The 20779-nt window shown below is 73.1% G+C and carries 12 protein-coding genes; 6 read left to right on the top strand and 6 right to left on the bottom strand.

All coding sequences use genetic code 11. From position 1 onward, the window contains the following. Positions 1–452 precede the first annotated feature (452 nt). Positions 453–1001 carry a MarR family winged helix-turn-helix transcriptional regulator gene (locus ACFPIH_RS40880; protein WP_381171464.1) on the bottom strand — a complete coding sequence of 183 codons (549 nt, stop codon included), beginning with the start codon at positions 999–1001 and terminating at the stop codon, positions 453–455. Positions 1002–1136: 135 nt separating this feature from the next. Between ACFPIH_RS40880 and ACFPIH_RS40875 the strand changes: the two genes are divergently transcribed. Then, positions 1137–2411, top strand: a complete 1275-nt coding sequence (locus tag ACFPIH_RS40875; RefSeq protein WP_381171494.1) for an MFS transporter — start codon at positions 1137–1139, stop codon at positions 2409–2411. Between the two features lie 75 nt (positions 2412–2486). Here the strand turns inward: ACFPIH_RS40875 and ACFPIH_RS40870 are convergent, their stop codons facing one another. The 3 genes from ACFPIH_RS40870 to ACFPIH_RS40860 form a co-directional block, all read right to left on the bottom strand. Further along, positions 2487–3284, bottom strand: a complete 798-nt coding sequence (locus ACFPIH_RS40870; RefSeq protein WP_381171462.1) for a class I SAM-dependent methyltransferase — start codon at positions 3282–3284, stop codon at positions 2487–2489. Between the two features lie 146 nt (positions 3285–3430). Beyond that, complete coding sequence (locus ACFPIH_RS40865; RefSeq protein ID WP_381171460.1) at positions 3431–5083, bottom strand: ATP-binding SpoIIE family protein phosphatase; 1653 nt, start codon at positions 5081–5083, stop codon at positions 3431–3433. Positions 5084–5375: 292 nt separating this feature from the next. Beyond that, entirely contained in the window at positions 5376–6752 is a 1377-nt protein-coding gene (locus tag ACFPIH_RS40860; RefSeq protein WP_381171458.1) for an NAD(P)/FAD-dependent oxidoreductase, read from the bottom strand. Between the two features lie 416 nt (positions 6753–7168). Here ACFPIH_RS40860 and ACFPIH_RS40855 point away from each other — a divergent pair, with 416 nt between their 5' ends. Together ACFPIH_RS40855 and ACFPIH_RS40850 are read left to right on the top strand one after the other, a co-directional pair. Beyond that, entirely contained in the window at positions 7169–8011 is an 843-nt protein-coding gene (locus ACFPIH_RS40855; RefSeq protein WP_381171456.1) for a TetR/AcrR family transcriptional regulator, read from the top strand. Positions 8012–8231: 220 nt separating this feature from the next. Continuing rightward, a complete protein-coding gene (locus ACFPIH_RS40850; protein ID WP_385878635.1) occupies positions 8232–10295 on the top strand; it encodes a sigma-70 family RNA polymerase sigma factor in 2064 nt (687 codons plus the stop codon). Here the strand turns inward: ACFPIH_RS40850 and ACFPIH_RS40845 are convergent. Together ACFPIH_RS40845 and ACFPIH_RS40840 are read right to left on the bottom strand one after the other, a co-directional pair. Continuing rightward, entirely contained in the window at positions 10282–13878 is a 3597-nt protein-coding gene (locus ACFPIH_RS40845) for an AfsR/SARP family transcriptional regulator (protein ID WP_381171452.1), read from the bottom strand. The genes ACFPIH_RS40850 and ACFPIH_RS40845 overlap by 14 nt on opposite strands. A gap of 332 nt (positions 13879–14210) precedes the next feature. Further along, on the bottom strand, positions 14211–16337 hold the full coding sequence (locus ACFPIH_RS40840; RefSeq protein WP_381171450.1) for an asparagine synthase-related protein: 2127 nt from the start codon (positions 16335–16337) through the stop codon (positions 14211–14213). A gap of 705 nt (positions 16338–17042) precedes the next feature. Between ACFPIH_RS40840 and ACFPIH_RS40835 the strand changes: the two genes are divergently transcribed. The 3 genes from ACFPIH_RS40835 (at position 17043) to trmB (ending at position 20766) form a co-directional block, all read left to right on the top strand. After that, positions 17043–18467, top strand: coding sequence for an MFS transporter (locus tag ACFPIH_RS40835; RefSeq protein WP_381171448.1), 1425 nt, complete (start codon positions 17043–17045; stop codon positions 18465–18467). Positions 18468–18628: 161 nt separating this feature from the next. Further along, positions 18629–19846, top strand: a complete 1218-nt coding sequence (lhgO, locus tag ACFPIH_RS40830; RefSeq protein WP_385878632.1) for an L-2-hydroxyglutarate oxidase — start codon at positions 18629–18631, stop codon at positions 19844–19846. Between the two features lie 89 nt (positions 19847–19935). Next, positions 19936–20766 carry a tRNA (guanosine(46)-N7)-methyltransferase TrmB gene (gene trmB, locus ACFPIH_RS40825; protein WP_381171446.1) on the top strand — a complete coding sequence of 277 codons (831 nt, stop codon included), beginning with the start codon at positions 19936–19938 and terminating at the stop codon, positions 20764–20766. Positions 20767–20779: the final 13 nt, after the last annotated feature.

Below are 20779 nucleotides of genomic sequence, written 5' to 3'. Positions count from 1 at the left end.
CTCCGGGCGCTTCCCTTCGGTCTTGCGTTTCCGACTCTATCAGACCGTTTCCCGATCCGATTTCCTCGGTGCTTTCCAGGTTCCCGCGCTATTCGCTGCGCGGTTTCCCTTTCCGGCGGTTCCGACTCTATCAGACCCTTTCGGCGTCTGATTCCCAGTCAGCGGGGCTTGCCTTCCCGGCTGTTGGGCCGTTCCGACGTTTCAAACCTTAGCGGATCCGTCCGGCGATTCCCAATCGGGCCGCCGAGCCCCTATTCGAATTGAATTCGGGCATGCCGAAATCAACCCGGTCGGGAGATCGCGCTGATGGTTTGGGGTTGCCGCTCGAAGCGGCTGAGGTGTTCCCGCAGAACCGTTACGGCCCCGTGGCAACCCGGAGAACATTACGGATCCGCGGGAGGGCTGTCAAGCACTCCCTGTCAAGAGCTTTTATGCCTCGCGTCGTTCCGGCATCAGTCCAGGTCAGTGAGGCGTCCGCCGGCGTCCGGCTGGGCGTCCTCCACCCGTCGCAGGAGCCGGGTGAGGATGTCGCCGAGGGTGTTGCGCTCCGTCGCGGAGAGATCCTGGAGCAGGTCGGCCTCGAAGACGGACGCGAGTCGCATCGCCTCCAGCCACTTCCCCCGCCCCTCGGGCGTCAGCTCCACGATCACCCGGACCCGGTTGGACTCGTCCCGCTCCCGGTGCACGAGTCCCTCGGTGACCATGCGGTCGATCCGGTGGGTCATCGCGGCCGGCGTCAGGCCCAGCCGCTTCGCCAGGTCGCCGGGGCCCATGCGGTAGGGGGCGCCGGAGAGCACGAGGGCCTTGAGCACCTCCCACTCGGCGTTGCTGATGCCGAGCGCGGCGGTCTGGCGGCCGTACGCGACGTTCATCCGGCGGTTCAGCCGGGACAGCGCCGACACGATCTTCTCGACCTGGGGATCGAGGTCCCGGAACTCACGCTGGTAGGCGGCGATCTGTTCGTCGAGGGTCGGCTCGCTGACTCCGGGAGTGTCGGCCATGTGCGCAGTATCGCACGAGACTCCTTTGCCTTGAAGTCCTTCGATGTGTAATCTTCAAGATTGAACTTTAGCTTTGAAGTCTTCACTCCTAACTACTGAGACTGACCATCAAGAGAGGTGAACGTGACCAGGGCGATGGGCGCAGCGATGCGCCGGATCCACGTGGGCAATGCACTCAGCGCGTTCGGGCTCGGCTTCACCGTCCCCTACCTGTACGTCTATGTGGCGCAGGTGCGGGGTCTCGGTGCTGTGACGGCGGGGCTCATGCTCGCCGTGTTCGCCGTGGCCGCGCTGATCGTGCTGCCGTTCGCCGGCCGGGCGATCGTGCGGCGCGGCCCTGTGCCGGTCCTGCTCGCCGCCCTGGTCGCCGCCGCGCTGGGCGCGCTGAGCCTGGGGCTGGCCGGCAACGCCCCCGCCGTACTCGCCGCGGCGGCCGTACTCGGTGCCGGGCAGGCCGTGACGCAGCCGGCGCTGGCCACGATGATCGTGGACTGCTCGACCGCGGAGACGCGGTCGCGGGCGTTCGCGACGCAGTTCTTCCTGCAGAACCTCGGGCTCGGCGTCGGTGGGCTGATCGGCGGGCATCTCGTGGACACCACGCGCGCGTCCTCGTTCACTCTCCTCTTCGCGATCGAGGCGGCGATGTTCCTGCTGCTGGCCGTCGTGCTGGCGACCGTGCGGGTGCCGTCCGCGCCGCGGTTCGGGGACGCGCCCCGGCAGGCCGTCAGGGGCAGCTGGAAGCAGCTGCTCGGCAACCGGGCGATGGTGCAGCTGTGCGTGCTGGGCTTCGTGCTGTTCTTCGCCTGCTACGGGCAGTTCGAGTCGGGGCTGAGCGCGTACGGCGTGGAGGCCGCCGGGATCTCGACCTCCGCGCTCGGGACGGCTCTCGCCGCCAACACCGCGGTGATCGTCGTCGCGCAGTTCGCCGTGCTGCGGTTCGTCGAGCGGCAGAAGCGGTCCCGGGTGATCGCGGCCGTCGGGCTGATCTGGGCCGTGGCCTGGGCGGTCGCGGGGTACGCGGGGCTCGGGCACGGCGGCCGGGAGATGGCGACGGCCGCGTTCGTGTCGACGTACGCGCTGTTCGGGCTGGGTGAGGCGATGCTGTCGCCGACGGTCGCGCCGCTGGTCGCCGATCTGGCGCCGAGTGGACTGGCCGGGCAGTACAACTCGGCGTTCGCGCTGGTCAAGCAGCTCGCGTTGGCCCTGGGACCGGCGGTGGGCGGGCCGCTGGGGGCCTCGCTGCACGGGCCGTACATCGTGACGTTCCTGCTGTTCTCGCTGGGCATCACCTACCTCGCCGTACGGCTGGGGCGGCAGTTGACCGCCGTGCAGGATCAGCCGTGGCTGGTGCGGAACCGGGTCGTGGCGAAGGGTGGGGCCACTGTGGAGCCTGTTGCCGCCGAGGCGTGAGGGCGCGGGTGGGCGAGGGCGGCTGTCGTCGGTGGACGACGGCCGCCCTCGCCGTGTGCGTACGAGTGGGTGTGGTCAGCGGGTCGCTGTCACCAGGGTCGCGGTGAAGGGGAAGGCCGTCGTGTTGTCGGGGAGGCGGTCGATGACGGTGCGGGCTGTCCGGACGAGGATCTGGTCGTCCCCGTTCTCGGCGATGTTCTGGCCCCAGGGGGTCGCGGAGAAGTGGCCGGGGACGTACTCCTCGAGCGGGGGGAGGGTGATGGTGAAGGTGAGCGCTTGGCGGGTCGTGTCGTGGAAACCGGCGCGGTCGACGGCCGCGGTCAGACGGTCGACCCCTTCGAACGCCGACTCGAAGGCGGCCACCGCCGCCGGATCGCCGTACTCCTCGATGGCCTCGCGCTGGGCGACGAAGTACGGGGAGTCGTCGAGATGGGACCAGACGGTGGCGACGAAGCGGCCGGCGGGGCGGGTGACGCGGGCCGTCTCCCGCAGGGCCGCGTCGAGGTCGGCGAAGAACTGGGCGCCCTGTTGGCACAGGACGGCGTCGAAGGCCCGGTCGGGGTAGGGGAGGTCGTCGGCGGGGGCAGGGGTGAACTCGATGTCCGGGTAGAGGCGGGGGTGGCACGCTACGGCGATCTTGAGCATGCCCTCGTTGAGGTCCACGCCGGCGACCCGGCCGGTGGGGCCCGCCTGGGCTGCCGCGGCGCGGGCGGCGAAGCCGGTGCCGCAGGCCAGGTCGAGGACGGTGGCGCCGGGAAAGAGGTCCGCGGCCTCCACGGCCGCGGTGACGAAGGGCGCCATGAGGGGCGCGACGTAGTGTTCGTAGCGCTCGGGGGCGCTTCCCTTGAGGTGAAAGCCCGTTGCGTCTGCCATGGGGAGCTACTAGCACCGGGGGGCGCAATCGCCTAGGTGCTACGCGCGGGGAATGGGCGTTCGACTCCTACTTTTCAGCCGGTCGGCTTCCCATTCCGTCGGATTTCCTTCATTCGTTCGGATTTCTTGGCGGCCGGGTTCGGGTCTCAGGCGGCCGGCTTCGGGAGGACGAACTCGCACCAGACGGCCTTTCCGCCGCCCGGGGTGCGTCTGCTGCCCCAGTTGGAGGCGATGGTCGCGACGATCGCGATGCCCCGGCCGGACTCGTCGCCCGGTTCGGCGCGGCGGCGGCGCGGCAGGTGGTCGTCGCCGTCGGTGACCTCGATGATCAGTCGGCGGTCGGTGCGGCGCAGGCGCAGCCGCATGGGCGGGATGCCGTGCTGGAGGGAGTTGGCAACGAGTTCGCTGGTGGCGAGGACGCCGAGGTCGTGCAGTTCGGCCGGGAAGCGCCAGCTGGTGAGGACGCCGGAGGCGAAGGCACGCGCGCGTGGGGCGGCTTCGACGCCGCCGAGGAGTTCCAGGGCGGCGTTGCGGAACAGTTCGCCGTCGGGTCCGGTGCGGGCCGGGTGCTGGAGGACGAGGACGGCGACGTCGTCGTCGTGATCGGCGGTGACGCCGGCCGAGCGGACCAGGCGGTCGCAGACGACCTGGGGGGTGCCGGTGGCGCCGGCCAGGGCGCGCTGGAGGGCGGCGATGCCCTCGTCGAGGTCCTCGTTGCGGCGCTCCACCAGGCCGTCGGTGTAGAGGACGGCCGTGGAGCCCGGGCCGAGGCCGATCGTGCCGGAGGCGTGGATCCAGCCGCCGGTGCCGAGGGGCGGCCCGGTGGGTTCGTCGGCGCGGTGGACCTCGCCGTTGTCGTCGCGGACCAGGATGGGGAGGTGGCCGGCGGAGGCGTACAGCAGGCTGCCCTCGTTGGGGTCGTGGACGGCGTACACGCACGTGGCGATCTGGTTGGCGTCGATCTCAGCGGTGAGGACGTCGAGGAGCTGGAGGATCTCGTGCGGCGGGAGGTCGAGGCGGGCGTAGGCGCGGACGGCGGTGCGCAGCTGGCCCATGACGGCCGCCGCACGGACGCCGCGGCCCATGACGTCGCCGATGACGAGGGCGGTACGGCCGCCGCCGAGGGTGATGACGTCGTACCAGTCGCCGCCGACCGCGGCCTCGGTGCCGCCGGGCAGGTAGGTGGCGGCGATGCGCAGGTCGTCCGGCTGTTCGAGCTCCTGGGGGAGCAGGGAGCGCTGGAGGGTGACGGCGGTCTCGCGCTGGCGGCGCTCGCTGGCGCGCAGGCGCTCGGCGGCCTCGGCGTGGTCGGTGACGTCGGTGGCGAAGATGAGGACGGTGCCTTCGCCGTTGTCCTCGGCGGCGGGGGTGCAGGTGAAGGTGTAGGAGCGGCCGTCGGGGGCCTTGCGGGACTTCAGGGTGCGGGGTTTGCCGCTGCGCAGGGCCTGGTCGAGGAGGGGCATCAGACCGAGGTCGCGCAGTTCGGGGAGGGCTTCGGCGGCGGGTTGGCCGCAGGAACGCGGGCCGAACGCGGCGGTGTAGGCGTCGTTGACGTAGGCGAGGCGGTGGTCGGAGCCGTGGACCAGGGCGACCAGGGCCGGGACGCGGTCGAGGACCTCACGGACCGGGAGTTCGTCGACGGCCGGCACCGGGGGCGGCTCGTCGGTGAGTTGTTCGACGCGGGCCGCGGGTACGGAGCCCTCGCTCCGCCGGTCCGTGGTGGTGACCGTGTGCTCGGCCCGCGCGGCGGCGCGGCGCTGAGTTCCGGGGAGCCGGGCGCTCCAGCGCGTGAAGTTCACGAATCCTTGCCTCGTGTAGTCGTCGTCGGCCGGCTCCGGGCCCGGCCTGGGCTCCGGGGGCCGCGCGGCGGTGACCGCACATTGTTGCAGCACCCGGGATGTGGAGCACGGGGGAACAGCCTCGTGGGTTTCGCGGGGCGGGCGGTGGCCCGCCGGGGCTCGAAAGGGGGGCTCGGGAAGGGGCTCGGGAGGGGCTGGTGAGCAGGGAGCAGTCTGGCAGTGTGGCCGCCGTCCGGGCCGACATTCGTCGTCCGTCAGACGCAGCGGCGGCCGGGGGAGTTCCTGGATCCGGTCAGGACGACCCCTTCGGGTCGTCGGAAGACTCGTCGGAAGGCTTTCCACCGGCAGCGAGTTCGAACTCCGCACGGGGATGTTCGAGGGACCCCAGGGAGACGATCTCCCGTTTGAAGAGTCCGGCGAGGGTCCATTCGGCGAGCACGCGCGCCTTGCGGTTGAAGGTGGGCACGCGGCTGAGGTGGTACGCGCGGTGCATGAACCACGCCGGGTAGCCCTTGAGTTTGCGGCCGTAGACGTGTGCGACGCCCTTGTGCAGGCCGAGGGAGGCGACCGAGCCGACGTACTTGTGGGAGTACGTCCGCAGGGGCTCGCCGTGCAGGGAGCGGACGATGTTCTCGGCGAGGACCTCGGCCTGGCGGACGGCGTGCTGGGCGTTGGGCGCGGTGTTGGCGCCCGGTTCGGCGGCGGTGACGTCGGGGACGGCGGCGGCGTCTCCGGCCGCCCACGCGTGCGTGGCGCCGTCGATCGTCAGCTCGGGGGTGCACTTCAGCCTGCCTCGCTCGTCGCGCGGGAGGTCGGTGGCGGCGAGCAGGGGGTGGGGTTTGACGCCGGCGGTCCACACGACCGTACGGGTGGGGAAGCGGGCTCCGTCGCTGAGGACGGCGACGCGGTCGGCGCAGGACTCCAGCCGGGTGTCGAGGCGGACCTCGATGTTGCGCCGGCGCAGTTCGCTGACGGTGTAGCGGCCGAGGTCGGGGCCGACCTCGGGCAGGATCCGGTCGGAGGCCTCCACCAGGATCCACTTCATGTCCTCGGGCTTGACGTTGTGGTAGTAGCGGGTGGTGTAGCGGGCCATGTCCTCGAGTTCGCCGAGGGCCTCCACGCCCGCGTAGCCGCCGCCGACGAAGACGAAGGTGAGGGCGGCGTCGCGGATCGCGGGGTCGCGGGTGGAGGAGGCGATGTCCAGCTGTTCGATGACGTGGTTGCGCAGCCCGATGGCCTCCTCGACGGTCTTGAAGCCGATGGCGTGCTCGGCGAGACCCGGGATCGGCAGGGCGCGCGAGACGGAGCCCGGCGCGAGGACGATTTCGTCGTACGTCAGCTGCTCGGGCCCGGTGCCCTCCTCGTCGGTGGCGAGGGTGGTGAGGGTGGCGGTGCGCTTGGCGTGGTTTACAGCGGTGACCTCGCCGACGACGACCCGGCAGTGCGGCAGGACGCGGCGCAGCGGGACGACGACGTGCCGGGGGGAGATGGAGCCGGCCGCCGCCTCGGGGAGGAACGGCTGGTAGGTCATGTACGGATCGGGGGTGACGACGGTGATCTCGGCTTCGCCCCGCCCGAGTTCCGGCTTCAGCTTCCGCTGGAGTCGCAGTGCCGTGTACATCCCGACGTAGCCGCCGCCGACAACGAGAATGCGCGCACGTTCCTTCACCTTCCCATGACGCACCGGGCGCCGGTGTTTGTCCACAGCCACGACAAATTGTGTGACCGGTGGCCGGGCGGGCAAAGGGTTGTCCGAAAGACTGGCGTGCAGGACAGGCGTGCAGGTCAGCGGGTGTGCGCCGGGGTACGGGAAGTGGCGCAATAGGGACGTATGCGGCCCGTACTCCGATCGGGGGGCGCTCCGTGCGGAACCTGCCCCTTCTGAATTGACTGCCTCTCAACTATGTTCGTGTCGACGGGGTGTAGGGGGAGTTGCGTCTTCGGAGCCGCGAGGTCCCGCGGGATCCTGCCCTACGGCGGGAATCATGGGACGGTTCCGGGTGAATGCTCCCCGGTTCGATGCGCTCCGGCGTTCAATGGCGGGGAAAGTCTCCGGGGGGAGACGTCATTACCGGGGGATCATTCATGCATATTCAGGACACGCATTGGTCGTCCGCCACGGCGCTCGCGCACGGTGGCGGAATGAGCGCGGCGGTGGGCAACGGACGCGGGGACGGCCCGCGGACCACTCCGCTGCGCGTGGACGCACAGCGCAATCTCGAACACGTGCTGCGGGCAGCGCGTGAGGTGTTCGGCGAGCTGGGTTACGGCGCGCCGATGGAGGACGTGGCGCGGCGGGCGCGGGTGGGTGTGGGCACTGTCTACCGGCGGTTCCCGAGCAAGGACGTCCTGGTGCGGCGGATAGCCGAGGAGGAGACGTCCCGGCTGACCGACCAGGCGCGGGCGGCGCTGGGCCAGGAGGACGAGCCGTGGTCGGCGCTGTCGCGCTTCCTGCGGACGTCGGTGGCGTCCGGCGCGGGGCGGCTGCTGCCGCCGCAGGTGCTGCGCGTCGGGGCCTTCGCCGAGGACGGCACCGAGGACCCGGCGGCCGAGGCGGCGCGGGTGCCGCAGCAGCGCACCCAGCCGGGCGCCGGTGAGCTGCGGCTGGTCAGCGAGGACGGCGGCACGACGGCGGGCGGGTCCGTGAGTGCGTCCGCAGGTACCTCTGCGGGTGTCGCTCTCGGCGCCTCCGTGGGTGCTTCCGTGGGCGACGACACCGGGGCCGAGGCGCTGCTCGACGTCGTGGGCCAGCTCGTGGAGCGGGCGCGGGCGGCGGGCGAGCTGCGGCCGGACGTGTCGGTCTCGGACGTCCTGCTGGTGATCGCGACGGCGGCGCCCGCGCTGCCGGACCCGGCACAGCAGGCGGCGGCGTCGGCACGGCTGCTGGACATCCTGCTGGAGGGTCTGCGGTCCCGGCCTGCTTCGTAGGAAGCCGGGTCACGGTTGCTCGAGAGGGTGACGGGGAGTGGGAGTGCGTGGGCACTCCCACTCCCCGTCACCCTTTCAGGACATTTCGGGTACTGGGATGCGACAAGTGCCCACGGACGAGTGGATGACTCGTCCTGTCGGGTCCTGACCAAAAGCCAATATGGCACTCTGAGCCGGTGGTCGGGACTGGTAGGTCGGGCGACGGCGGGGGCTGTGCGCGATGAGCGTTGACGGGCGCGACGAGCAGGTGCCGAGTCAGGGCGGACGCGGGGGCGTCCCGGCGCAGTGGGACCGGCTCGACGACGGTGTCCTGCCACCGCCGCGTGAGCTGCCGACCGCCGACGCCGACCTGATCGGCCGGATGCGCTCCGGCGACGACTCGGCGTACGAGGAGCTGTACCGGCGCCATGCCGACGCCGTCCGCCGATACGCCCGCACCTGCTGCCGGGACGCCCACACCGCCGACGACCTGACCGCCGAGGTCTTCGCCCGCATGCTTCAGGCGGTCCGCGGCGGCTCGGGCCCCGAGTACGCCGTCCGCGCCTACCTCCTCACCTCCGTGCGCCGGGTCGCCGCGGGCTGGACCCGGTCGGCCGGGCGCGAGCAACTCGTCGACGACTTCGCGGTCTTCGCCGCCCAGTCCGCCCGCTCCTCGGAGGTGCGGGACGACGACACCCTCGACCTGGGCGCCGATGTGCGCGCGATGCACGAGGCCGATCAGTCCATGGCGATGCGGGCCTTCCGATCGCTGCCCGAGCGCTGGCAGGCCGTGCTCTGGCACACCGAGGTCGAGGACGAGTCGCCGAGCGAGGTCGCGATGCTCTTCGGCCTCGACGCCAACGGCACGCGCGTGCTCGCCAGCCGCGCCCGCGAGGGCCTCAAGCAGGCCTACCTGCAGGCCCATGTCAGCACCACCCTCACCAGCGACGAGGAGTGCGCCCGCTACGCCGACCAGCTCGGCTCCTACGCCCGCCGCCGGCTGCGCACCCGCGCCGAACGGGGGCTGCGCAAGCACCTGGAGGAGTGCGCCAAGTGCCGGCTCGCCGCCCTCCAGATCGAGGAGGTCGCCAGCAGCATCCCCGCCGTGGTGCCGATCGCGGTCATCGGCTGGTTCGGCGCCGCCGGGTACGCCAAGGCGCTCGCGCTCATCGCCGGCGGCGCCGGAGCGGGCGCGGGAGTCGCGGGCGCGGCGGCAGCGACGAGCGGAGGCGCCTCGGGCGGGACGGGAGCGGCCGGGGGCAGCGCGGTGGGGGCGGGGGCGAGCGGCGGGTCCGCCGGGGGTGCGGTGGGTGCGGCCGGGGGCGGGGCCTCTGGTGGGGCAGGAGCTGCCGGGGGCGGGGGCTCCCGCGGGGCAGGCGTGGCCGGGGGCGGCTCGGCGGGGGCGAGCGGCGGGGGCGCCGGGAGTGCGGCGGGCGCGGGCGGTAGCGGCGCGGGGGGCGGGGCCGCGGCCTCCTCACGGGTGGGGGCGCCGGTGAAGGCCGGGATCGCCGCCGGTGTGGTCGCGGTGGCGGCTGCGGCGGTGGCCTTCGCCCTTGTCAACAACGACCACCCCGCCAAACACCCCGAGGCGAGACCCCAGGCCTCCGCACCGGTCGTCAACCCCGAGGAACCGACGCCCACGCCGACGCGTACGAAGAAGTCGCCCGTTCCCGGGCCCCCGGCGGTCGTCCCGGCTGCGGCATCCACGCCCACGCCGACGCCCACTCCCCGGCGCACCCCCGCGCCGACGCCGACACCGACACCCACGCCCACCCGGAGCCCCACCGCGACACCCACGCCGACGCCGAGGCCCACTCCCGCCCCACCGGAGGCCCCGACGCCGACACCCACGCCCACTCCCCCGCCCGCCCGCGTCGTCTTTCCGCTGAACACGCTGTCCTACGACGTCCACGGCGACGGCACCGGCCCCGAGATCCGGCTGCGGGACAGCAGCTGGGTGTGGCAGCGCTACGGCCTCTCCGTCGCCGACCGGCGGTACACGAGCGGGGTGACCGTGCACGGCGCCTCCTCCGTGACCGTCGAACTCAACCGCGCGTGCAGCTCCTACGACGCGCTGGCCGGCGTCGACGACCTGACGCTCAAGCTCGGCCGGGTCTCGTTCTCCGTCTACGCCGACGGGGCCCGGCTGTGGTCGTCCGGGATCGTCGCGGGCGGCGACCAGGCCGTGCCCGTCCATGTGGACCTCACCGGCCGTAGGACCGTCCGGCTGGTGGTCGAGCCGGACAGCCGCTTCGACGCGGTGGCCCTGGCGGACTGGGCCGAGTCGAAGTTCACCTGCTCGTAGAGCGCGGCAGGTCCACGGGGTCTGCCGGTTCCGCGGGTCTCACGGGTCTCACGTTTTCCGCAGCGTGGTCGTCCGCTGTTCCCGCCGGGTTGTCCCGTACCGCGTCGGCGAGTTCCCGCAGTACCTCGGGCGCCGTGAGCCTCGCACCCCGGGCGCGCTCGGCCGCGTGGCGTGCGGCGCCCAGCGCCTGCCTCGCCGGGGCGTCGGCGCGTCCGGCACGTGCCTGCTGCGGGCCGGGGCGGGGGTGCGGGCCACGCAGGGCGTCGGCGGCGGCCAGCATCCTGACCGTGCGCGGAAAGTCCCCGAGCCGGGACAGCAGGCCCGCCGCGCCGTCCACGACCGCCGACACGACACCCTCGGCGCACTGCTCGGCCACCGCCCGGCCGAGCGCGTCGGCCACCAGCGGCAGGGCGTGCTCCGGACCGCGCTCGACGGCCGTGATGTCCGCGTCGACCAAGTTCAGCATCGCCGTGAACTGCGGCGGCGGAGTGCCCCGCCGTGTCTCCGCGAAGGTCGCGTCGCACAGCTCGCGTGCCCGGGCGACATCGCCGTCGTCCAGCGCGATGTGGGCTCGCAGCAGGATCACGAACGACCGGGCGTCCGGAACTCCGTAGCGGTCGGCCGCGGCGCTCGCCTCGTCCAGTGCGGTCCTGGCGGCGTCGAGGTCGCCGGAGCGGTAGGCGATCTCGGCGAGCCTGGCGATGAGGAAGGGCGTCTCGGCGAACGAACCGACCTCGTAGGCGAGCCGCAGTGCCTCCCGGTACGCCTCCTCCGCCGCCGCGAAACGGCCGCGCGCCATGTCCGCCTCGCCGCCCGCGCTGCACACCTGGGCCCGCATCCAGCGGTCGCCGATCCGCAGGCTGATCGCCCTCAGCTCCGCCAGGTCCGCGTCCACGCCGACCAGGCCACCGGGCGAGTCGACGGCCATGTGCGTACGGAACATCAGGATGCAGCCGATCTCCCAGTCGCCGCCGTGTGCCCGGCAGTTGGCGACGGACGCGTCCAGGACGCGGCGGACGTCGAGCGTGTCCCTCATATGGAACGCCGCCAGCGGCCAGACCATCCCGGGCATCCGCGCCGACCTCGGGCCGCCCGGTTCGAAGTGCGCCTGCAGGCGGTACAGGTAAGCCCGGTACCGGGGGTCGTCCTCGACCGTGCCGGGCTCGGACTCCGACAGCAGGAACAGATGCAGCATCCGCAGGTTCATCCGCTGCGTGTAGCGGGGGTCCCCGTCTTCCTCGGCGGGCTCGGCGAGGCAGGCGTCGACGGGGTCCAGGGCGGCCATGCGTGCCATCAGGTCGGCGGGCACGGAGAGGGAGCGGCAGGTGAGGGCGGGCGCCTCGGCGGAAGGGGGTGAAGTGTCCGCCGTCGGGGGCCGGAGTGTGTCCAGGACCGCGCCCAGGCGCAGGGTGCGGTCGGCCCATTCGGCGCCCTCGTGACGGTAGTTGCGCAGCCACCAGAACCAGCACATGGCCAGGCACAGGGCGGCGGCCTCCGCCTCGTCGGCCGCCGTGAGCGCTCGCGCGAGCGCCGCCCGGATGTTGTCCAGCTCGGTCTCCAGGCGGGAGATCCACGGGAGTTGCTCTGCCGAGCGGAGCAGGGGGTCGGCCCGCTCCACGAGCGCCCGTACCCACGCGCGGTGCCGCCGCTCCGTCGCGTCGCGCGCGTGCGGGAGCTCGGCGGCGCGCTCGGCCGCGTACTCGTGGATCGTCTCCAGCATGCGGTAGCGCATGTGGCCACCGTGAATGCCGTCACCGTGAGTGGCGTGGTGGTGGGTGGCGTCACCGTGAAGGCCGTTCCCATGGGTGCCGTACCCATCCGGGCCGTCGCTGTGAGGGCCGTCGCCGTGAGCGCACTCGCCGTGGCTCTCCGGCTCGTCCTGGGCGGCCACGACCAGGGACTTGTCGACGAGGGCGCCCATGAGGTCCGCGACCGGGCCGGTGCACACGGCCTCGGCTGCCTCCAGGTCCCAGCCGCCAGCGAAGACGGACAGCTCGCGCAGTGCCGTCCGCTCCGCCTCGTCGAGCAGGTCCCAGGACCAGTCGACGACGGCCCGCAGGGTCTGCTGGCGGGGCAGGGCCGTGCGGCTGCCGGAGGTGAGGAGGCGGAAGCGGTCGTCGAGGCGGTCGGCGATCTGCCGTGGGCTGAGCAGCCGGAGCCGGGCGGCGGCCAGCTCGATGGCCAGGGGCAGGCCGTCGAGTCGCCGGCAGATCTCCGCGACCGCCTCCTCGTCCCGCCCCAGCAGGGCGCCGGCCGCGTCGGGCCGGACGGCGGCGGCACGCTCCCTGAAGAGGCGGTGCGCCTGGTCGGGGAGGAGGGGCTCGACCGGGCGGACCGACTCGCCGGGGATGCCCAGGGGTTCACGGCTGGTGGCGAGGATCGTGAGCCCCGGGCAGTGGGTGAGGAGGGTCTCGGCGAGGGCGGCGGCCTCGCCGATGACATGTTCGCAGTTGTCAAGGATCAGGAGTTGGCTGCGCGGGGCGCAGTACTCGACGAGCAGGGCGACCGGGTCGTCCTGCGGGGTCGCCATATCGGTGGCCATCAGTACGGTCTCGCGCAGACCGAGGGCGCTGACCACTGCGCCCGGCACCGCCTCCGGCCGGTCGAGCCGCGCCAGCTCGACCAGCCACGCCTGCGGGTGCCCTGCGGCGGCCTCCTCGGCGAGACGGGTCTTTCCCGAGCCGCCCGGTCCGGTGAGAGTGACGAGGCGGGCCCTGTGCACTTCCGAACGGATGGCGTCGAGTTCGGGTTCCCGGCCCACGAAAGAGGTAAGCCGCGGACGGATGTTGCCGGAACGGTCGGGGTGGCGGGGTGGGGTGCCGGGCGTTGCCGCAGGGGCCGGGGCGCCGCTCGTGCGGGGCTGCTCCGGGCGGTTGAGGAGTTCGGTGTGGAGGGCGCGCAGGTCGGGGCCCGGGTCCGTGCCGAGCGCTTCGGCGAGGGTGCGGCGGGCCGTCTCGTACACGGCGAGGGCGTCGGCGTCACGGCCGGTGTCGCGCAGGGCGCGGATGAGGAGGACGTACAGCGTTTCGTCGTACGGGTGTTCGGCGGCGAGTTCTCTGAGGCGCGGTACGGCGTCGTGGGCACGGCCGAGGATCAGGTCGGCCTCGGCCCGGGCGCGGGTGGCGTCGAGGTGCAGGGCCTCGGCGCGGGCGGCCGGGGTGCGGTCGGGGAGGTCGGCGAGGGCGGGGCCGCGCCAGAGGGCGAGGGCGTCGTCCAGGGTGCGTGCCGCGCTCGCGGCGTCGCCCGCCCGGCGCCGGGCGGTGGCCTCGCGTACGAGCCGTTCGAAGACGTACAGGTCCACGTCGTCCTCGGTCGCGGCGAGACGGTAACCGCCGGGGGCCGAGGTGACGGTGTCCTTGCCGAGGGTGCGGCGGAGGCGGCCGATCAGTGCCTGGAGGGCGGCGGGGGCGTCCTGGGGCGGGGAGTCGGGCCAGACCTCGTCGATGAGGGTTTCCGGGGAGGTGAGGTGGCCGGGGCGGAGGGCCAGGGCGGTGAGGAGGGCGCGGAGGCGGGCGCCGGGGACGGGTATGGGGGTGCCCTGGCCGTCTGCTGTCTGGGTGACGCCCAGGATTCGGTACCGCACGGGTTCATTGTCGTCGGGGGTGGGGCGAACGGCTGTCTGTTTTCGCGGTGCGGCGGCGACGGGTCCGATGGGCACGGGATGCCGCTGCCGAAGGGGGCGCGGCCCGGCGCCGACGGGGAGCCGCTGCGCCCACCCGAGCCGCCTGAGGGTCGCCCCCCAGGCCCCCCAGGCCCTTGAGGCACTGGGGGAGCCACGATTGCCCGCAGTTGTGCGGAGACAGGCCCGGCACCGCCGCCGCCCGCAGCCGGGCCGGAGACCACCGAGCGCCACCACGCGCGCGGGTGGGTGACCGCGGTCCGGGCTGTCGTCGGCCGAAACGGGAGCGCGTGTCGCTACGCCCGGGAGGGCCAGCCCTCGCCGCCCGAGGAGACTGCTCGCCTCTGGGGGGCGATTCCCGCTGGTACCGCGCGGGCGCGGGCCGGGGTTCCCGTCCAGCAGGTGCCTCGGCGGGAGAGGAGGCGGCGGAGCCAGAGTTCCAGGGAGATGAGGTCGGCGAGGCCGTCGAGGGGCAGGGGTTCGCCGGAGGCGGCCGCTCGGACGGCCTTGCGGACGACCCTGGCCTCGATCAGGCCCGCCTCCGCGAGGAGGGGCGCGTCGAAGAGGGTGATGAGGGTATCGGTGGCGACACGGAGTCCGGTGCGGGCCGCCGCCGTGGTGGTGCCGTGGGTGGGTGTGCCCCAGCCGAGCGGGAGGTCGGTGATGCCGGCGCCCTTCAGGACGGTGCGCAGGATCGACGCGCGCGCCCCGGGCTGCACGCGCAGGGTCTCGGGGAGCGCGCGGCAGGCACGGACGACCTGGTTGTCGAGGAAGGGGGCGTGCAGCCGCTGGGAGCGGATCTCGGCGGCCTGTTCGAGGATGCGCAGGTCGGCCGCGTGCCGGGTGAGGGCGGCACGCGCGCGGTAGTCGCCGGGGCGCTGGCCGGGGCCGACGCCCGCACGATGGGCTGAATTCTGTAGAAGAACCGATACTTCAGCCAAGGCCTCCCCGGTGAGCCAACGTGCTGCGGGACCCGGCCCGCCCCAGGTCAGCGCCGCCAGCGAGGCGCCCACCGCACCGCCCGGGTCGTCGTCGAAGGTGCGGTGGAGGAGACGGTCGGCGAGGCCCTCGACGCCCGCGCGGTACGGCGTACGGGCGAGTCTTCGGGCGGCGCCGTACACGCGCGCGGGGACGAGCACCGAGCCGTCGGCCTTGGTCAGAGCGGCGACCGGGCGGACCAGGTGGCGGCGCTTGCGGTCCATCAGGAGGTCGGCCAGGCGGGCGGGGTGGGCGTCCAGGACCTGGCGCGCGCCGTAGCCGGTGAAGTGGTCCGCGCTGCCGGCGGCGAGGCGCGCGCGATGGCGGGCGGCGGTGACCAGGCTGGGGCCGGGCTCGTCGGTCAGCGGGCCGTCCAGGTCGGCGTACGGCAGGGTCTCCTCGCCGCCGGTCACGACGACGTGGTGCAGGCGCGGGTTGGCCGCGAGGGCGCCGGCCCGCTCGAGTTCCGCCTCGCGCCCGCCGACGGCGAGGTCGTTGAAGGTGACCGCGAGGAGCCGCTCCCCCGCGCCCGTGCCGTGGCCCAGGAGCGTGCCCGGCATGCCGGGCAGGCCGGCCGCGAGGAGCGCGAGCGTGCCGGAGGCCGGGCCGCCGGAGAGGTCGGCGCCGATGCCCGGGACCGGCATCCCGCGCGCGGCCCGCCGTTCGGCGGGGCCCATGCCGGGCACCGGGCCGGGGTCGATGTCGGGGACGTGCCTGGGCGCGGACAGACGCGCGCGTACCGCGTCGACGAGGGCGTCGCGTACACCGTCGACCGCGCTGTCCGGGTCGGCCGGCGGGGCCGCCACGGCGAGGGAGGCGACCGGGTCGTACCCGGCGATCTCACGGGCCCCGGCGCGAAGGATCAGCGCATGCCCCGGGGGCACACGTCGCACGCCGTCGTACGGCGTGGAGTCGTGCAGGGCGGCCGGTACGTCGGGGGCGGCCAGGAGGGCCGCGAGGTGGCCGAAGTCGAGGTTGGCCTCGATGAGGTCGGCCAGCGGCAGCGCGGCCGTCGCGTACGCCGTGCCGCCCGCCCACGGCACGTGGAACACCGGCCGCGCGCCCGCGAGGTCGCCGCAGACGGTGACCCGGCGGCCGACCTGGGCGACCGCCGTGTAGCTGCCCGGCCAGGCGGTCAGATGGCGGAGTGCGCCCCCGCGCGCGGCGAACAGTCCGACCCGCAGCTGCTCGTCGCTCGCCCCGCAGGTGCCGAGGACGGCGATCCGGGTCTGGGCGTCGGCCTTGACCACCCGCACCTCGTCGGGGCGCCAGTCGCCGACCGCCCACAGCGGATCGGGGTCGCCCCACAGGAGTTGGGAGCCGACCGGCTGCAAGGTCTCGCCGTCGTGGCCGACTTGGCCTCCGTATGGGGCCTCACGGCCGTCGACGACGGCTCCGCCCAGCGCGCCCGCGGCGGTGCTGCTCCATCCCACCAACCACCGCATCGTCGCCTCCACAGGCTGTGGACAACTCAGTGCACCGTACGAACGGTTCACATGCTGCCACGAAGAACGCGCCACAGAAGGAGGCGGCACCGCTTGTGATCCCCGGAACGCGCCCGCGTGAACGCGGCGGCGCCGGCTGGGGCACCTGTTTGCACCCCGGTGTCTGCGATGCGAATGCGCCCCCGGTACGCTCCCCAAGAACGCCCCGTGCGCCCTCGATTTCCATGGTCGGAGGCGTTGTCACCCATGGAACAGAGGGTCGGTTTTCGGCCAAATACCGGGCGTACGTCCAGTACTGACGATCTTTCGCGCAGGCTCCGCACACGCTCCGTGCACGCGCGCGTGCGTCAAAAGCGCCGCGCCGGTCCGGGAGGCGGACGACGCCCCCCGGACCGCTCCGCCGCCCGCGGGGATGAAGGCGGCGGTGTCCCCCAGCCCACTGGATCCAGTACAGCGGGCCGACCCACGCAGGACTCATGCAACCGTTCCGGGGGTGGCCGGAGAAGAGCGCACACGCAGGCGCACGGCCACACAGCGGGAGCACACCGCGACGGACCGTGCCGAAGGTCGCGCAGAAGTACGGACCACAATCCCGCCATCCGGCAGAATGCCCCTTAACGCTTGGGATGCGGCGAACTACGCTGGGTTTACGAATGCCGCGTGGTTATGCCAGCGCGGCAGCCGTCTGTGTCGAGGGGTGGCGCAATGTCCAGGGAGCAACGCGGGCCGAACGAAAAACTCGGCGCCGTTCTCGCCCTCGCGGGAATCAGCAACGCAGGACTCGCGCGTCGCGTCAACGATCTTGGCGCTCAACGCGGGTTGACACTTCGCTACGACAAGACGTCCGTGGCGCGCTGGGTGTCGAAGGGCATGGTGCCGCAGGGCGCCGCGCCGCACCTCATCGCGGCCGCCATCGGACAGAAGCTCGGCCGCCCGGTGCCGCTCCACGAGATCGGCCTGGCGGACGCGGACCCGGCGCCCGAGGTCGGCCTGGCGTTCCCCAGAGACGTCGGCCAGGCCGTGCGCTCGGCGACGGAGCTGTACCGACTCGACCTCGCCGGCCGCCGGGCCGGCTCCGGGGGCATCTGGCAGTCGCTGGCCGGATCATTCGCAGTAAGCGCATACGCAACGCCCGCCTCGCGCTGGCTGATAACCCCGGCCGACAGTTCGGTGGCGCGTGAGGCCCACTCCCTGGAGGGGTCCGGCGCACCGCTCAAAGTCGGCCACAGCGATGTGCAGAAGCTGCGGGAGGCCGCCGAGGACGCCAGGCGCTGGGACTCCAAGTACGGAGGCGGCGACTGGCGTTCGTCCATGGTGCCGGAGTGTCTGCGGGTGGAGGCGGCGCCGCTGCTGCTCGGGGCGTACTCCGACGAGGTCGGGCGCGCCCTGTTCGGAGCGAGCGCCGAACTGACCCGGCTGGCCGGGTGGATGGCCTTCGACACCGGCCAGCAGGAGGCCGCACAGCGGTACTACATCCAGGCGCTGCGCCTCGCCCGCGCGGCGGCGGACGTCCCCCTGGGGGGCTACGTCCTGGCATCGATGTCCCTGCAGGCGACCTACCGGGGCTTCGGCGACGAGGGCGTCGATCTCGCGCAGGCCGCGCTGGAGCGCAACCGGGGGCTGGCCACGGCCCGCACGATGAGCTTCTTCCGGCTCGTCGAGGCACGCGCGCATGCCCGCGCGGGTGACGCGCAGGCCGCGGGGGCGGCGCTGAAGGCCGCGGAGAGCTGGCTGGAGCGGGCCCGCGAAGGCGACCAGGACCCGTCCTGGCTCGGCTTCTACTCCTACGACCGCTTCGCCGCGGACGCCGCGGAGTGCTACCGCGATCTGAAGGCGCCCCGGCAGGTGCGGAGGTTCACCGAGCAGGCGCTGTCGCAGCCGACGGAGGAGTTCGTGCGCTCGCACGGGCTGCGGCTCGTCGTCTCGGCGGTCGCCGAACTGGAGTCGGGGAACCTCGACGCGGCGTGCGAGCAGGGGGTGCGGGCGGTGGAGGTCGCCGGGCGGATCTCTTCGGCTCGGACCACGGAGTACGTCAAGGATCTCTTGCATCGGCTGGAGCCGTACGGGGACGAGCCGCGGGTGGTGGAGCTGCGAGAGAGGGCTCGGCCCTTGTTGATGGCGCCTGCCTAGGCATCTGCGTGGTTGCGGCGTGTGCGCGAGTGCGGGGCCGTTGTGGCTTGTCGCGCCCACGCGGCGGAGCCGCAATATCGATACAGCTCCGCGCCCCTTTCGGGGCGCTGCTGCCTCCCCGCGTTTGAAGTGACTGTCAGTGGCGCAGTGCACTATCGAGGGTGGAGGTGGTGCACGTGGTGGCGTACGACTGTGACGTGCTCGTGGTCGGCGGCGGGATCGTCGGGCTGTCGACCGCGTACGCGATCACGCGCGCCGCGCCGGGGACCCGGGTGACCGTGCTGGAGAAGGAGCCGGGTCCCGCCCGGCACCAGACCGGGCGCAACAGCGGGGTCATCCACAGCGGGATCTACTACCGGCCGGGCTCGCTGAAGGCGCGGTACGCGGTGCGGGGCGCCGCCGAGATGACCAAGTTCTGCGCGGAGTACGGCATCCCGCACGCGGTCACCGGCAAGCTGATCGTCGCCACCGACCGCGCGGAGCTGCCCCGGCTGCACGCGCTCGTGCAGCGCGGCCGGGAGAACGGCATACCGGTGCGGGAACTGGGCGCCGCCCAGATCGCGGAGTACGAGCCGGAGGTCAGAGGACTCGCGGCGATCCACGTCGGCACGACCGGGATCTGCGACTACACGGAGGTCGCTCGCCGGCTCGGCGAGGCGTCCGGCGCGGAGATCCGCTACGGCGCTCAGGTCGTCCGTGTCGACCGGCGGCCCGACCGGGGCGTGGCCGTGCTCACCGCGCGCGGTGACATCGTTCGCGGCCGGGCGCTGGTGAACTGCGCCGGGCTGTACTGCGACGAGCTCGCGCGGCTCACCGGGGACGAGCCCGGGGTGCGGATCGTGCCGTTCCGCGGGGAGTACTACGAGCTGGCGCGGCCGGAGCTGGTGCGGGGGCTGGTGTATCCGGTGCCCGATCCGGCGTTCCCGTTCCTCGGGGTCCATCTGACCAGGGGAATCGACGGCGGCGTCCACATCGGGCCGAACGCGGTGCCGGCGCTGGCCCGCGAGGGGTACGGCTGGGGCGTCGTACGGCCCCGGGAGGCACTGGCGACGGCGGCCTGGCCCGGGGTGTGGCGGATGGGGCGCCGGCACTGGCGGTACGGGGCCGGGGAGCTGCGGCGGTCGGTGTCGAAGGGGGCGTTCACCGACGCGGTACGGCGGCTGCTGCCGGCGGCGGAGGAGCGGGACCTGGTGCGGGCGGCGGCCGGGGTGCGCGCGCAGGCCGTACTGCGGGACGGCGGCCTGGTGGACGACTTCCTGATACGCGAGGGGGCCCGCGCGGTGCATGTGCTGAACGCGCCCTCACCGGCGGCGACGGCCTCCCTGCCGATCGGCCGCGAGGTCGCCCGCAGGGCACTACAGGCACTCGACACCCGCTGACCACCCGGCCGACGGCCCCGCAGATCCCGTCTCACCCCGTGCCCGGCAGGCTCAGCCTCCTCTTCCCTCCCAGTAAAATCGTCACCACTGTGTCTGATTCTGTGAACACCCCCGAAGTCTCCCGGCCCGCCCCCGGTGGCGCGCACCGGCCCGGCGAGTCCGTTCGGCGTACCCGTGCCAAGGGGGAGCCGCGCTTCCCCGACGGGCCGATGGCGGACCCCGCCGGATCGCACTTCGAGCGGCGGATCAGAAGTTTCCAGCCCCGGCGCAGCAGGGTGACGGCCGGGCAGGCCGACGCGCTGCAGCGGCTGTGGGCGACGTGGGGGCTCGACATCGACGGGCACCCGGTCGACCTCGGGGAACTGTTCGGGGAGGACCGTCCCGTCGTGCTGGAGATCGGCTTCGGGATGGGCGAGGCCACCGCGCAGATGGCCGCCGCCGACCCGAGGACCGGCATCCTCGCCGTGGACGTGCACACCCCCGGCCAGGGCAATCTGCTGAACCTCGCCGAGCAGGGCGGCCTGACCAACGTGCGGGTGGCGAACGGCGACGCGATCATCCTGCTGCGGGAGATGCTGCCGGCCGGCTCGCTGGCCGGACTGCGCGTCTACTTCCCGGACCCCTGGCCCAAGAAGCGGCACCACAAGCGCCGCCTCATCCAGCCGGAGTTCCTGGACCTCGTCGCGACGCGGCTGAGACCGGGGGCGATCGTGCACTGCGCGACCGACTGGGAGCCGTACGCCGAGCAGATGCTCCAGGTGCTCACCACGCATCCCGCGTTCGAGAACACACAGGCCGAGGGCGGTTTCGCGCCCCGTCCCGGGTTCCGGCCGCTGACCCGTTTCGAGGGTCAGGGTCTTGAGAAGGGTCATGTCGTGAACGACCTGCTCTTCCGCCGCGTACAGCACGAGGATCGCTGACCGAACGACCGAC

Origin of the sequence: Streptomyces vulcanius (genome assembly GCF_042653945.1) — a bacterium.
GTDB classification, from domain to species: domain Bacteria; phylum Actinomycetota; class Actinomycetes; order Streptomycetales; family Streptomycetaceae; genus Streptomyces; species Streptomyces mangrovi.
This window is presented reverse-complemented; position numbering and strand designations above follow the sequence as displayed.

Coding starts and splice junctions, on each gene's coding strand:
- ACFPIH_RS40880 (WP_381171464.1), bottom strand. CDS start 1,001: ATGGCCGACACTCCCGGAGTCAGCGAGCCGACCCTCGACGAACAGATC.
- ACFPIH_RS40875 (WP_381171494.1), top strand. CDS start 1,137: ATGGGCGCAGCGATGCGCCGGATCCACGTGGGCAATGCACTCAGCGCG.
- ACFPIH_RS40870 (WP_381171462.1), bottom strand. CDS start 3,284: ATGGCAGACGCAACGGGCTTTCACCTCAAGGGAAGCGCCCCCGAGCGC.
- ACFPIH_RS40855 (WP_381171456.1), top strand. CDS start 7,169: ATGCATATTCAGGACACGCATTGGTCGTCCGCCACGGCGCTCGCGCAC.
- ACFPIH_RS40850 (WP_385878635.1), top strand. CDS start 8,232: ATGAGCGTTGACGGGCGCGACGAGCAGGTGCCGAGTCAGGGCGGACGC.
- ACFPIH_RS40840 (WP_381171450.1), bottom strand. CDS start 16,337: ATGCGGTGGTTGGTGGGATGGAGCAGCACCGCCGCGGGCGCGCTGGGC.
- ACFPIH_RS40835 (WP_381171448.1), top strand. CDS start 17,043: ATGTCCAGGGAGCAACGCGGGCCGAACGAAAAACTCGGCGCCGTTCTC.